Source organism: Pseudonocardia halophobica (assembly GCF_050948485.1).
GTDB classification, from domain to species: domain Bacteria; phylum Actinomycetota; class Actinomycetes; order Mycobacteriales; family Pseudonocardiaceae; genus Pseudonocardia; species Pseudonocardia halophobica.
On sequence record NZ_CP192046.1, the window covers coordinates 3,305,337 to 3,317,634 of the forward strand.

General features: G+C 75.4%; 13 protein-coding genes and 1 pseudogene. 4 read left to right on the plus strand and 10 right to left on the minus strand.

The features are described 5' to 3' along the window. Positions 1-56: 56 nt before the first annotated feature. Entirely contained in the window at positions 57-1,097 is a 1,041-nt protein-coding gene (locus tag ACQP04_RS15925) for a zinc-dependent alcohol dehydrogenase family protein (protein ID WP_433507808.1), read from the minus strand. Positions 1,098-1,200: 103 nt separating this feature from the next. Here ACQP04_RS15925 and ACQP04_RS15930 point away from each other — a divergent pair, with 103 nt between their 5' ends. Continuing rightward, complete coding sequence (locus tag ACQP04_RS15930; RefSeq protein WP_433507809.1) at positions 1,201-1,449, plus strand: hypothetical protein; 249 nt, start codon at positions 1,201-1,203, stop codon at positions 1,447-1,449. Positions 1,450-1,454: 5 nt separating this feature from the next. Here ACQP04_RS15930 and ACQP04_RS15935 read toward each other — a convergent pair whose 3' ends face one another. The 3 genes and pseudogenes from ACQP04_RS15935 to ACQP04_RS15945 form a co-directional block, all read right to left on the minus strand. Next, positions 1,455-1,859, minus strand: a complete 405-nt coding sequence (locus ACQP04_RS15935; RefSeq protein ID WP_433507810.1) for a response regulator — start codon at positions 1,857-1,859, stop codon at positions 1,455-1,457. Positions 1,860-1,890: 31 nt separating this feature from the next. After that, positions 1,891-2,496: pseudogene (locus ACQP04_RS15940) on the minus strand (sensor histidine kinase); the annotation flags it as partial. 12 nt (positions 2,497-2,508) lie between these two features. Further along, a complete protein-coding gene (locus ACQP04_RS15945; protein ID WP_433507811.1) occupies positions 2,509-2,925 on the minus strand; it encodes a hypothetical protein in 417 nt (138 codons plus the stop codon). Between the two features lie 111 nt (positions 2,926-3,036). Between ACQP04_RS15945 and ACQP04_RS15950 the strand changes: the two genes are divergently transcribed. Further along, positions 3,037-3,609, plus strand: a complete 573-nt coding sequence (locus tag ACQP04_RS15950) for a DUF6069 family protein (protein WP_433507812.1) — start codon at positions 3,037-3,039, stop codon at positions 3,607-3,609. Between the two features lie 176 nt (positions 3,610-3,785). Continuing rightward, on the plus strand, positions 3,786-4,973 hold the full coding sequence (locus ACQP04_RS15955; RefSeq protein WP_433507813.1) for an MFS transporter: 1,188 nt from the start codon (positions 3,786-3,788) through the stop codon (positions 4,971-4,973). Positions 4,974-5,009: 36 nt separating this feature from the next. Here the strand turns inward: ACQP04_RS15955 and ACQP04_RS15960 are convergent, their stop codons facing one another. The 3 genes from ACQP04_RS15960 to ACQP04_RS15970 all read right to left on the minus strand — a co-directional run bounded on the left by ACQP04_RS15960 (position 5,010) and on the right by ACQP04_RS15970 (position 7,900). Beyond that, the gene (locus tag ACQP04_RS15960; protein ID WP_433507814.1) at positions 5,010-5,885 is read right to left on the minus strand and encodes a TIM barrel protein; all 876 of its coding nucleotides are present in this window, start codon (positions 5,883-5,885) and stop codon (positions 5,010-5,012) included. A 65-nt stretch (positions 5,886-5,950) separates the two neighbouring features. Continuing rightward, positions 5,951-6,724, minus strand: a complete 774-nt coding sequence (locus tag ACQP04_RS15965; protein ID WP_433507815.1) for an SDR family oxidoreductase — start codon at positions 6,722-6,724, stop codon at positions 5,951-5,953. After that, the gene (locus ACQP04_RS15970) at positions 6,725-7,900 is read right to left on the minus strand and encodes a phytanoyl-CoA dioxygenase family protein (RefSeq protein WP_433507816.1); all 1,176 of its coding nucleotides are present in this window, start codon (positions 7,898-7,900) and stop codon (positions 6,725-6,727) included. Between the two features lie 247 nt (positions 7,901-8,147). Here ACQP04_RS15970 and ACQP04_RS15975 point away from each other — a divergent pair, with 247 nt between their 5' ends. Next, complete coding sequence (locus ACQP04_RS15975; protein ID WP_433507817.1) at positions 8,148-9,191, plus strand: LacI family DNA-binding transcriptional regulator; 1,044 nt, start codon at positions 8,148-8,150, stop codon at positions 9,189-9,191. A 152-nt stretch (positions 9,192-9,343) separates the two neighbouring features. Here ACQP04_RS15975 and ACQP04_RS15980 read toward each other — a convergent pair whose 3' ends face one another. The 3 genes from ACQP04_RS15980 to ACQP04_RS15990 form a co-directional block, all read right to left on the minus strand. Next, entirely contained in the window at positions 9,344-10,351 is a 1,008-nt protein-coding gene (locus ACQP04_RS15980) for a Gfo/Idh/MocA family protein (protein WP_433507818.1), read from the minus strand. Further along, positions 10,348-11,394 (minus strand): Gfo/Idh/MocA family protein, encoded by a 1,047-nt coding sequence (locus ACQP04_RS15985; protein WP_433507819.1) that lies wholly within the window; start codon positions 11,392-11,394, stop codon positions 10,348-10,350. Before ACQP04_RS15985 ends, ACQP04_RS15980 begins: the two co-directional genes overlap by 4 nt. Before the next feature lie 79 nt (positions 11,395-11,473). Beyond that, entirely contained in the window at positions 11,474-12,289 is an 816-nt protein-coding gene (locus tag ACQP04_RS15990) for an ATP-binding cassette domain-containing protein (RefSeq protein ID WP_433507820.1), read from the minus strand. Positions 12,290-12,298 lie beyond the last annotated feature (9 nt).

Here is a 12,298-nt window from a genome sequence, read left to right on the forward strand (position 1 = left end):
GGCGAGCGGCGCGTTCGCTCATTCCTCGTGAGCGAGAGCGCCGTTCGTCCGTCCGACTACCGGACGCGGAGGACGGGCTTGCCGGGGGCGCGGTCGGGGGAGTCGAGGTAGGTGTGGGCGGCGGCGACGTCGTCGAAGTCGAAGACCCGGTCGACCACCGGTCGCAGCGCCCCGCACGCCAGCCCGGCCCGCACGAACGCGACCGCCCGGCGCAGCGCGGCCGGGTCGCCGGTGATCTCGAAGACCCGGTAGCGCCGCAGCCAGACGGCCGCGTACCCGCCGCCCGGCAGGGGAGTGGGCAGCCCCGAGAGCCCGCCGTGCACGATCACGCTCGCCCCGGGTGCGCAGGCCGTGACCAGCTGGCCGACCTGCGGCCCGCCGACCGCGTCGAGGACCAGGTCGGCTCCTGCCGACCCGCCGGGGTCGGCGCGCTCCAGAGCAGCACGGAGGGCGTCGGCGAGGGAGCCGCCGCCGGGGACCTCCCGGCCGTCGCCGTCGTGCGGCCCGGTCACGACGACCTCGGCCGCGCCCGCCTCGCGGAGCGCCGCCTCCGGCCCGGGTGCCGGGACGGTCGCGACCGGCACCGCGCCCAGGTACCGCAGCACCTGGAGCGCCCCGACGCCGATGCTGTTCGCGGCCGCCGTGACCACCACCCGGTCACCGGGCCGGACCCGCAGGATCTCGGCCACCATCCCGTACACCGTCACGTACGGCATCCAGACCGCCGCGCCGGTCACGGCGTCCATCCCGGCCGGCCGCCGGACCAGCGCCGCGGCGGGCACCACGGCCTCCTCGGCGTAGACCGGGTAGTCGTTCTGGGAGAAGGCCGGGACCACGCTGACGGCCTCTCCCGGGGCCCAGCCGGCGACGTCCGGCCCGAGTTCGAGGATCTCGCCGGCCGCCTCGGTGCCCAGCCCCGCCGGCAGCCGCGGGTCCTCGAGGTAGGTGCCGCGGCGGAAGTTCACCTCCGCCCGGTTCAGGCCGACGGCGTCGACCCGGATGCGGACCTCGCCGGGGCCGGGCGCGCGGACCGGGAGGTCCTCGACGCGCAGCACCTCGGGTCCGCCGAGCTCGTGGAATCTGATCACGCGGGGCACGCGGGGGATTCTGCCCCGCGCACGCCCGGGTGGCGGCCGCCGCACGTGCGCGACGACCGCCCCCGCCCCTCACGCGGGCAGGACGTGATCTCCCACCTTGGCCGTGGACAGGCACAGCGAGCACACGACGGCGTCGCGTCTCGCACTTCGTGACGTCCGGGCGTTCGAAGTCCTGCCGGCAGACGTGGCAGTGCAGGACCTCGCCCGACGGGTTGCCGTGCTCGTCGAACATCGGCAGGTCGAGACCGTCGTCGGTGCGCCGCAGGTGCAGCACGTACTTGTTGATCGCGATGTCGACGACCCCGACGACAGGGAACAGGCCGGAGCTAAACGACCACCAAGTGCCGCCTGAGCACGTCAGATGCCGCGCAGCGCCGTCGGAACGGCTTGCTCAGCACCGCGGCGATCCCGGTGCGGTCGCTCCATGGGAGGCTGCCGAGCGAGGTGAGCAGGACCAGTGGCATCCCCGCGCCCGCGGGCCGCGCGTGTCGCCGCGGCCAGGCCCGGGCCGTCGAGCCCGGGCATCCGCTCGTCGAGCACGGCGACGTCGAACCGGCGGCCCTCGTCCAGCCAGTGCAGCGCAGCGGCCGGCGAGGTCGTGTCCCTGACCTGCATGCCCCACGCCCCGAGCCGCCGGCGCAGCAGCCGGAGGCTGCCGGGATGGTCGTCGACGACGAGCGCGCGCAGGCCGGAGAGCGCGCGGCCGGCGTCGGGCACGGGATCGCGGCGCCCGCCCTCGGTGGCCTCCGCCTGCACGGTCACGGTGACCGACGTCCCGTCGCCGGGGGCTCTCCGCGGTCACCGACCCACCCATGAGCTCGGCCGGTCGCCGGTAGATCGCCAGGCCGAGGCCGGTGCCCCCGTAGCGTCGGGCGGTCGACGCGTCGACCTGCGTGAACGCCTCGAAGATCGACCCCAGCCGGTCCGCCGGGATGCCGACGCCGGTGTCCCGCACAGTGAACCGCCACTCGTGCCCGTCCCCGGACGGCCGGGAGTCCACGGTCACCGTGACCTCGCCGTGGGCGGTGAACTCCACGGCGTTGCTCAGCAGGTTCAGCAGCACCTGGCGCACCCGGGTCACGTCGCCGACCAGGCCGGACGGGGTGCCGGGCTCGACCACGCAGAGCAGCTCGAGGTCCTTGGCGGCGGCGTCGGCGGCGACCAGTTCCAGTGCGCCCTCGATGCACTCGGCGACAGGGAACGGCCGCCGCTCCAGCTCGAGCCGGTCCGCCTCGATCTTCGAGCAGTCGAGGGTGTCGTCGATCATGAGCAGCAGGGCGTGCGCGCTGTCCCGGACGATCTCGGCGAAGTGGCGCTGCTCGGGCCCGAGGTCGGTGTCCAGCAGCAGCCCGGACATGCCGATCATCGCGTTCATCGGCGTGCGGATCTCGTGGCTCATCGTCGCGAGGGCTCAGGGCCGTGCGCGACCCGCGTTCTCCGCGCGGCGCAGCACGGCCGCCGCGATCCGGACCACCGAGGAGTCGAGGATCACCGCGGCGATGCCCCACGGCCCGACCCAGCCGGACACCGGGTGCCCGCCGGTGGCGAGGGCGGCGCCCAGCACGCCCAGGAAGCTCGCGACGCCGAGCATCCCCAGCACCGCGGTGCCCAGCACGACGTGCGGCACCGGCCGCGCGACGAGGTACGCGACCGCGACCAGCCCCGCCGCACAGAGCACCGCGGAGAGCACCTGCGCCCACAGCACCCCGCCGACGACGGCGAGCCCGCCGTGCGCGACGGCCGCCGCGGCGACCAGCCCGAGCAGGAGCTTCGGGAGCTGCAGGGCGGCACCCGGGAGCGCGGGACCGGGCGGGGTGGGGACGGACACGGACCCAGCGTAGGCCCACCCGGTCGTGGCGCCGTGGCGCCTTGGCCGCTCGAGCCCGCGCCGACAGACTGGCGCGGCAGACAGCGACGGCGGTGCGGCGAGGGGAACGGGATGGCCGGCGGCTACGGATCGGGCGGCGGGTACGGCACCTGGGACCGCGGGGACGAGACCCGGCGGCTCCCCGACCAGGACCAGTACCAGCAGCACGGGGAACGGTACGGCGACCCGCAGTACGCCCAGGAGTACGAGCCGCCGCGGGCGCCGAAGCCCTCGGTCGACGCGGGCCGGCTCTGGGCGGCGGGCATCGCGACGGCGATCGTCGCGGCGCTGGTCGCGATGGTGGGGACGTTGATCGTGCGCGCGGTCCTGCGCATCGCCTTCAACGGACCGGCCAGCTCCGGGGCGCTCGGCGACTCGCGCACCGTGCTGCTCTGCGTCCTCTCGGCGGTGGCCGCGCTGGCCGCGACGGGCCTCGCGCACCTGCTGCTCGTCTCCACGCCGCGGCCGATGACCTACCTGACGTGGATCGTCGGCCTGGTGACCGTGGTCGCGGCCCTGCTCCCGCTGCTCGGCTCCGCGCCGATCGGCGAGCGGGTGGCCACCTCCGTGATCCACCTGGTGATCGGGCTGGTGATCAGCAGCCTGGTGGCCGGCGCCGGGGCCTCGGCGCGCCGGATGCGCTGAGCGCCTCGCCGCCGGGGACACCGTGCGGCTCGACCTCGCGACGGCCGAGGCCCGCCGAGGAGGCGTACCTGGCGGAGATCGAGACGCGTTCACCGACCTGACGCTTCGCTGACGACCGCCCGTCCCCGCCGTGGCCGGTCCTGCGGGCCCGCGTCGGTGGAGGCAGGGTGGCGGGCGTGGACGGCACGGCGGAGCTCGGGCGCAGCGGGCTGCGCCGGGTGCTCGCCGTCCTCTGTGTGACCGAGGTGACCAGCTGGGGCGTCCTCTACTACGCCTTCCCGGTCCTCGCGCCCACGCTGTCCCGGGAGACCGGCTGGTCGATCGGGGCCGTCACCGGGGCCTTCTCGGCCGGGCTGGTCACCTCGGCGCTGGTCGGGATCCCGCTCGGCCGCGCGCTCGACCGCTGGGGACCACGGTGGATCATGACCGCGGCGTCCGCGGTCGGCGTGCCCGCGGTCGTCGGGATCGCGCTCGCGCCCTCGTTCGCGGCGTTCCTCGGGGCCTGGCTGCTCGCCGGGATCGCGATGGCCGGGACGCTCTACCCGCCGGCGTTCGCCGCGCTGACCCGCTGGTGGGGGCCCCGGCGGGTCACCGCGCTCACCGCGGTGACGCTGCTCGGCGGGCTGGCCAGCACGGTGTTCGCCCCGCTCACCGCGACGCTGCTCGGGCACCTCGGCTGGCGGGACGCCTACCTCGTGCTCGCCGGGGTGCTCCTGGTGGTGACCGTCCCGGCCCACCTCCTCGGCTTGCGCGGGACCTGGCCCGACGCACCCGCGCCCGTCGACGGCCTGCACACCGACCCCGGCCCGATCGCCCGCAGCCGACCGTTCGTCCTGGTCACGGCCGCGGTCGGGCTCGGCGCCTTCACCGCGTTCGCGGTGGTGGTCAACCAGGTCCCGCTGCTGCTCGAGCGCGGTCTCTCCACGGGCACGGCGGCGTGGGCGCTGGGCCTCGGCGGCGTCGGGCAGGTGCTCGGCCGGTTGGGCTACGGGCGGCTCACGGCGATGCCCGCACGGGCCCGATCCGTGCTGGTGCTCGGTGCGCTCGGCGCGACCACCCTGCTCCTCGGCCTGGCGCCCGGCCCCGTCCCGCTGCTCGTCGCGCTGGCCATGCTGACCGGGGCGGCGCGCGGGATCTTCACGCTGCTGCAGGCGACGGCCGTGAGCGACCGGTGGGGCGCGGCGCACTACGGGCGGCTGAGCGGCATCCTCTCCGCGCCGGCGATGACCGCGACCGCGGTCGCCCCGTGGGCCGGCGCCACGCTGGCGGCCGCGCTCGGCGGCTACCCCGAGCTGTTCGTGCTGCTCGCCGGCACCGGCGCGGCCGCCGCCCTCCTCGCCGTCGGGACCCGGGTCCGGGCGTGACCCCCGGTCGGACCCGCGCGGGGCGAGGTCGGTCCGTCACGGCCGGGACAGCAGGCTCCTGAGCTGCTCGACGCTGGTGTGCACGTCGGCGGCCGGACCCACGCCGGTGGGGGCCTCGGTGAGGATCGTGTCCTGCTCCAGCACGTACCAGCCCTGGTAGTCGCGCCCCTGCAGGCTCGCGACGATCGAGCCGAAGTCGACGTCGCCGGTGCCGAGCGGCCGGTACATGCCGTCCCGGACGGCCTCGGTGTACGTCCGGCGGCCGTCCTGGACCTGGCGGGCCAGGCCGAGGTCGACGTCCTTGAAGTGCGTGTGCGCCACCCGCTCCGGGGCCTGGCGGCTCAGCTCGGCCGGGTCGGTGCCGCCGATCAGCAGGTGCCCGGTGTCCAGGCACAGCGCGATCGACGAGCCCTCGAGCACGCGCCGGACGTCGTCGCCGGTCTCGACCATCGTCCCGACGTGCGGGTGCAACACGGTCTCGATGCCCGCCGCGGCGGCGACCGCGCTGATCCGGTCGAGGTTGACCAGGAGGGTCTTCCAGCCGGCGTCGTCGAGCTCGGGGCGGGAGTCGTAGCCGGTCAGGCCCGTGTCGGCGGAGAGGACGAGGGTGCCGGCCGCGGCCGCCGCGTAGCTCGGGAGCAGCGCCTCGACGCCGGGGACCGGGTCGTGGTCGGGCCGGTGCAGCAGCGTCGGGGTGAAGCCGCCGACAGCGGTGAGGTGGTGCGCGGCGAGCGTGGCGGCCTTGGCGGCCGGGTCGTCGGGCAGGAAGCCGTCCGGGCCGAACTCGGTGGCGACGAGCCCCACCTCGGCCATCTCGGCGAGCACGCGCTCGGGTGTGAGCTGGTGGCCCCAGCCCGGGACCTCGCACACGCCCCAGGAGATGGGGGCGCCGGCGATCTTGGGTGCGGACATCGGTGTGCCTCTTCTCGGTCCGTCGTGAACGGGGTCGCTGGTGAGCGGGGTCGGTGGTGGGCGGGTCAGTCGTGCGCGCCGAGCACGGCCTGGTCCCAGTCCAGGACGGACCCGGTGACCACGCCGCTGCGGTCGGAGAGCAGGAGCACGACCATCTCGGCGATCTCGTCCGGGTCGGCGAGCCGGCCGGCGGGCAGCCGCTCGGCGGCGCGCTCGCGCCAGTCGTCGCCGGCCGCGTGGAACCGGCGCTGGGTGAGGTCCTCGCCCTCGGTGTCCGTCCAGCCGATGTTCAGCTGGTTGATCCGGATCCGGTCGAAGCGGTGGGCGTGCGCGGCGTTCTTCGTCACGCCGGCCAGCCCGGCCTTGGCCGCGACGTACGGGGCCAGGACGGGCGCGCCGCCGTGGGCGGCCTCCGACCCGATGTTGACGATCGAGCCGGGTGCCCCGCGCCGCAGCATGTCCCGCACGACGGCCTGCATCGCGAAGAACGGGCCCTTGAGGTTGATCGCGATCTGCCGGTCGAACAGCTCGGGCGTGGTGTCGACGAGGCTCCCGCGGTCGGTGAGGCCCGCCGCGTTGACCAGCCCGTCGACCCGGCCGAACTCGGCGACCACGGAGTCGACGGCCGCGCGGACCTGCGCGGGGTCGGCGACGTCGCAGGGCCGGTAGAGGGCGGCCGCGCCCAGCTCACGCAGCTCGGCGGCCACCTTCTCACCCGGCTCCCGGCGGCGCCCGGTGACGGCAACCGAGGCGCCGGCCCGGGCGGCGGCGCGGGCGACGGCGGCGCCGACCCCCGCCGTCCCGCCGCTGACCAGTACGACCTTGTCCTCGAGCAGCATTCAGAAGCCTCGCTTGGCGGAATGGGCCGCGAGGGTCGCGGCGAAGGTGTCGTCGTCGTGGCCGAGCAGGACGGCCTCGGTGAGCAGGTCGGCCTGCGACGGCGGGGCGAGCCCGTCGACCGGCGGGTCGCGGTCCAGGTCGGTGGGGAAGGCGTAGCCCTCGGCCGAGGCCGCGACGACCCGGCGCAGCTGCGCCTCGTCGGCGCCCGCCGCCCGCATCCGGCGCAACGCGGGCAGCACCGCGCGGCACACCCGGCCGCGGTCGACGTACTCCATTGCCCGCCCGAACGCCGACGAGACCTGCAGCAGGTTGGCGATCCGCCGGACGTCGGCCGACCGGTTGGTGCCCGCGCCGTGCAGCAGCGCCGGGTTGAAGAACGCCGCGTCGCCGCACCCGAGCGGCAGCTGCACGTGGTGCTCCGCGAAGAACGCCCGGAACTCCTCGTGCTCGGCGACCAGGTAGCCGTGCGCGAACTTCTGCGAGTGCGGCAGGTAGAGCGTCGGCCCCGTCTCGACCGGCATGTCGCAGTGCGCGACGGCGCCCTGCAAGGTCAGCGCCGGGGTCAGCGCGTGCTGGTGGGCGGGGTAGCGGGCCGCGCCGGCCGGGCTCATGAAGCCGAGGTGGTAGTCGCGGTGCGGGGACTGCGCCTTCCCGCCCGGGTTCACGACGTTGACCTGCGAGGTGATCTGGTAGGCCGGGCCGAGCCAGGCCTCGGAGACCACGGCCAGGACGTCGTTGGCGTAGTAGGCGGCGAACGTGTCCGGGTCGGCGACCGCGAGCTTCTCCAGCGCGTTCCAGATCCGGTCGTTGCTGCCGGGCGCGGCGAAGTGGTCCCCGACGGCGGCGCCGGTGGCCTTCTGCTGCTCGATCAGCGCGAAGAAGGCGTCCGTGGCGCGGTCGACGACGGCCCGGTCCGGGTAGGCGCCCGTGATCACGACGATCCCGGGACCGTCGAGGAGGGCGCGCACCAGCTCGGCCTGGACCGCGCGCCGGCCGTCGCCGGCGGCCTCGCGGCGCAGCCGCTCGCCGTCGTAGACCGGGACGCCGCAGACGACCTCGGCGAGGGGGAAGGCCGCCGGATCGGTCCCCTGCTCGACGACGGTGCGCAGGTCGTCGAGGCGGGCGTCGGCCGGGTCGAGCCACACGGGCGCGTAGGGGCGGACGGAGCTCGTCATCGAAGGTCCTCCAGGATCGGGGGGCGGGTCGGGCCGCCGGGAGCGCTGGAGTTTTAAAGCGCTTCAACCACGAGTATGGTCCAGGCCGCGGCGGGGTGGTGTCAAGGCCCCCCGCGCTTCCCGGATGCACGAGCGGCACTCTCGTTCAGTAGGTGTGAGCGAGCGGGCCGTTCGCTCGTCGGGGGAGCGGACGGGTGGCGTGCTTCGATACGGGGGCCGCGGGACGACGCGCGGCCGAGGAGGTGGGATGGCGGGCAACGGCGGTCGCCGGGTCCGGCTCGACGACGTGGCCGCCGCGGTGGGCGTCTCGCCCGCCTCGGTGTCCCTGGTGCTGCGCGGCGCGCCCGGCCCCAGCGCCGAGACCCGCGCCCGGGTGCTCGACGCGGCGCAGCGGCTCGGCTACCGGCCCGACCGGGCCGCGAGCCTGCTCGCCCGCCGTCGCAGCCGGTTGATCGGCCTGCTCATCGACGTCCGCAGCCCCTTCCACGCCGACGTCGCCGAGCACCTGCAGGACGCCGCCGAGGCCCGCGGCTACGACCTCGTGCTCTCCACCATCACCCGCAGCCGCGGCGAGGACCGCGCGGTGGAGACACTGCTCGACTCCCGCTGCGAGGCGCTGGTCCTCATCGGCCCGGACGCGCCGGTCGACCGGCTGAGCGAGCTCGCCGCGACGGTCCCGCTGGTGCTGCTCTGCCGCCGCCTCGACCCGCCGCCGGGCCCGGGCCGGACGCGGCCCGACGTCGTGCGCACCGCCGACGAGGCCGGCACCGCGCTGGCCGTCGACCACCTGCACGGCCTAGGGCACACCGCGATCGCCTACGTCGACGGCGGCCCCGGCACGGTGGCCCAGGACCGTCGCGACGGCTACCTGCGCGCCATGGCGGCGCGGGGGCTGGAGCCGCGGGTGCTGCCCGGCCACGGCACTCCCGCGGGCACCGAGATCATCGGGATCCGCGCGGCCGAGGCCCTGCTCGCGGAGGGCGACCTGCCCACCGCGGTCGTCGCCTTCAACGACCGCACCGCCGTCGGGCTGCTCGACGCTCTGGCCCGCAACGGGATCGACGTCCCCGGCCGGGTCTCCGTGGTCGGCTACGACGACGACCCGCTCGCCCGCATGGCCCACGTCGGCCTGACGACGGTGGGGCAGGACACCGCGGGCCTCGCCGGCCGCGCGGTCGAGGCCGTGGTCGCGCGGCTGGACGGCGGGCGCGGTGAGGCGGGGCCCGAGCAGGTCCTCGAGCCCTACCTCACGGTCCGCCGCACCACCGCCGCGCCCCGCCCCTCCGACTGAGCGCATCAGCAGCCGTGCAGGAGCGGAGCGCGCCGCATCGTGGTTCCACAACGCGCTCTCGGCCCCGCATCGAGCGCATCATGGTTCCACAATGCGGTTTCGCGGCCGATTCGAGCGCACTGCGGTTCCACAACGCGAGCGGGTATGAGCGCTCAGGTCACCGCCACCCCGGCCGGCCGCAGCGGGAGGCCGGTGGCCAGGTAGATCGCGTCGAGCTGCTCCGCGATCTCCACGCTGAAGTCCATGGCGGCGCCGCGGTGGAGGGGCGCGGTGCCGGTCAGGTACCCCCGCAGCGCGGCGAACTGGAAGTCGTAGGTCGGGGTGGTGCCGAGCCGCTCCACCCGCTCGTCGTGGCCGACCCGCACGATCAGCCGGTCGTCGCGGTGGGGCAGGGCGTACATCGGGGCCAGCACCTCGCCGCGGGTCCCGACGACCCGGTGCGACATCTCCCAGCCCGGCGCGGCGATGTGGCAGTGGATCCGGCCCTCCGCCCCGCCCGGGAAGCGGTACGTGGCGTCGGCCCACTCGTCGACGCCCGGTGAGCGCTCGCCCGTCCGCGCGTCCACCAGCACGGGCGCGCCGCCGAGGGACGGCGCGATCATCAGCAGGGTGTGCACCGCGTAGCAGCCGAGGTCCATCAGCGCGCCGCCGGCGAGGGGGAGGGACCAGCGGACGTCGTCGGGCGGGGGCGCCGGCATCCGCATCCGCGTCTCGACGGCCGTGACCTCGCCGATCGCGCCCGCGGCCACCACCTCGGCCAGCCGCCGGTACAGCGGGTGGTGGAAGTAGTGGTAGCCGACGAACACGGGCGTTCCGGCCGCGACGGCCGCCTCGCGCACGTCACGGCACTCGGCCGCCGAGCCCGCGAAGGGCTTCTCGGCGAGCAGGGCCTTGCCCGCGGCGACGATCTGCAGGTTCCACGGCGCGTGCAGGGCGTTCGGCAGCGCGTTGTAGACGACGTCGACCTCGGGGTCGGCGAGCAGCGCCGCGTAGTCCTCGACGACCCGCTCGACGCCGAAGCGGCGGGCGAACTCCTCGGCCCGCCCACGGTTCCGGGCGGCGACGGCGACGAGCCGGTCCGGCGTCGTCGCCGAGGGCCGGACGACGGCCTCGTCGGCGATCCGGGACGCGCCGAGCAGCCCGATCCGCAGCCCGGTCACGCACTCACTCCGCTCACGGAGGACCGCGCGTAGCCCGTGCCGGTGTACCGGACGGCGACGGTCCGGCCGGTCCGCCAGGACTCGTCCGCGGCCTCGGCGAGGTCGAAGGCCGCGAGGGCGTCCTCGCCGGAGACCTGCACGGGGGAGCGGTCGAGGACCGCGCGGGCGAAGGCGTCGAGCTCGGCGGCGTAGGCCAGCGGGTAGCGCTCCTGGAAGTCGGCGACGAGGTCGCGGCTGGTCAGGCCGGGGGTGCGCCACTCGTAGCCGCGGCGGTACGGGTTGTCGATGCGCGCGGTGGCCCGGCTTCCCATGACCTCGGTGGAGCACTCGTAGCCGTAGCCGGACGCCCGGCTGTTGTCGATCACGCCGAGCGCGCCGGAGGCGAAGCGCAGCACCACGACGGCGGTGTCGACGTCGCCGACGGCCGCGAAGCCCTCCGGGTCGGAGACGGCGGCACCGTGCGCGGTCACCTCGACGACCTCGCCGACGAGCCAGCGGGCGACGTCGAGGTCGTGGACGGTGACGTCGCGGAAGAACCCGCCCGACCCGGCGAGGAACGACGCGGGCGGCGACGCCATGTCCCGCAGCGAGCTGCGGAAGAGCGCGACCTCGCCCAGCTCGCCCGCCCGGATCCGCTCGGCGACCGCGGCCCAGTCCGGGTCGAAGCGCCGGTGGAAGCCGACCTGGAACTGCACGCCGGCCCGCCGCACCTCCTCGACGGTGGCGACGGTCGTCGCCCGGTCCAGGGCGATCGGCTTCTCGCAGAACACGTCCCGGCCCGCCTGCGCCGCCGCGACGGTCATCGGGGCGTGCGCGCCGGTCGGCGTCGCGACGGCGACGGCCTCGGCGTCGGGGTGGGCGAGCAGCTCCTCGAAGCTCGCCGTCCACGGCACGCCGTAGCGCTCGCCCGCCTCCCGGGCGACGGTGGGGTCGGCGTCGTAGACCGCGCCGAGCCGGGCGACGGAGCACCGCCCGGCGAGGTTGTCGGCGTGGATGCGGCCCATGCGGCCGAGGCCGGCGAGGCCGATGCGGAGGGTGCTCAACGGGGAACCGCCTTTCGGGGGGAGGGGCGCACACGGCTGCGGCCGGTCCCCGGGCGGGGACCGGCCGCAGGTGCGCGGGTCAGCGCTTGAGTTCGTGGGCGAGCTCTGCGAGTTCCTGGCCGCCGGCCATCTCGGCGGTCAGCTCCTCGAGGGAGACCTCGGAGCGCTTCTTGTCCAGCACCCGGCGGCCCAGCTTCAGGATGATGAAGTGGTCGCCGACCATGTAGGCGTGGTGCGGGTTGTGGGTGATGAACACCACGCCGAGGCCGGCGTCGCGGGCGGCGGCGGTGTACTTGAGCACCACCCCGGACTGCTTGACCCCCAGCGCCGCGGTGGGCTCGTCGAGGATCAGCACCCGGGCGCCGAAGTACACCGCGCGGGCGATCGCCACACACTGGCGCTGGCCGCCGGACAGCGTGCCGATGGGCTGGTTGATGTCCTTGACGAAGATGCCCATCTTCTTCAGCTCGGAGTCGGCGATCTCGCGCATCGCCGCGATGTCGAGCGGCGCGCCCGGCCAGCGGCCCTTGCGCAGCTCGGAGCCGAGGAAGAAGTTGCGCCACACCTCCATCAGCGAGACCACGGCGAGGTCCTGGTAGACGGTGGCGATGCCGTGGTCCAGCGACTCGCGCGGCGATCCGAAGTGCACCTCGGCGCCGTCGACCTTGACCGTGCCCTCGGTGTGCGGGTGCAACCCGGAGATGATCTTGATGAGGGTGGACTTGCCGGCGCCGTTGTCACCCAGCACGCAGGTGACCTCGCCGGCGTTGACGGTCAGGTTGACCCCCTCCAGGGCGCGGATGGCGCCGTAGGCCTTGCCCACGCCCTCCATCTCGACCAGGGGGGTGCCGACCTCGAGGCTGCGGTCGGCGTGTTCGATGATCGTGTCGGTCATCCGGGTCAC

Excerpts from the sequence above, each read along its gene's own strand:
- ACQP04_RS15950 (WP_433507812.1), top strand. The coding sequence starts at position 3,037 with ATGGCCGGCGGCTACGGATCGGGCGGCGGGTACGGCACCTGGGACCGC.
- ACQP04_RS15960 (WP_433507814.1), bottom strand. The coding sequence starts at position 5,885 with ATGTCCGCACCCAAGATCGCCGGCGCCCCCATCTCCTGGGGCGTGTGC.
- ACQP04_RS15965 (WP_433507815.1), bottom strand. The coding sequence starts at position 6,724 with ATGCTGCTCGAGGACAAGGTCGTACTGGTCAGCGGCGGGACGGCGGGG.
- ACQP04_RS15970 (WP_433507816.1), bottom strand. The coding sequence starts at position 7,900 with ATGACGAGCTCCGTCCGCCCCTACGCGCCCGTGTGGCTCGACCCGGCC.
- ACQP04_RS15975 (WP_433507817.1), top strand. The coding sequence starts at position 8,148 with ATGGCGGGCAACGGCGGTCGCCGGGTCCGGCTCGACGACGTGGCCGCC.
- ACQP04_RS15990 (WP_433507820.1), bottom strand. The coding sequence starts at position 12,289 with ATGACCGACACGATCATCGAACACGCCGACCGCAGCCTCGAGGTCGGC.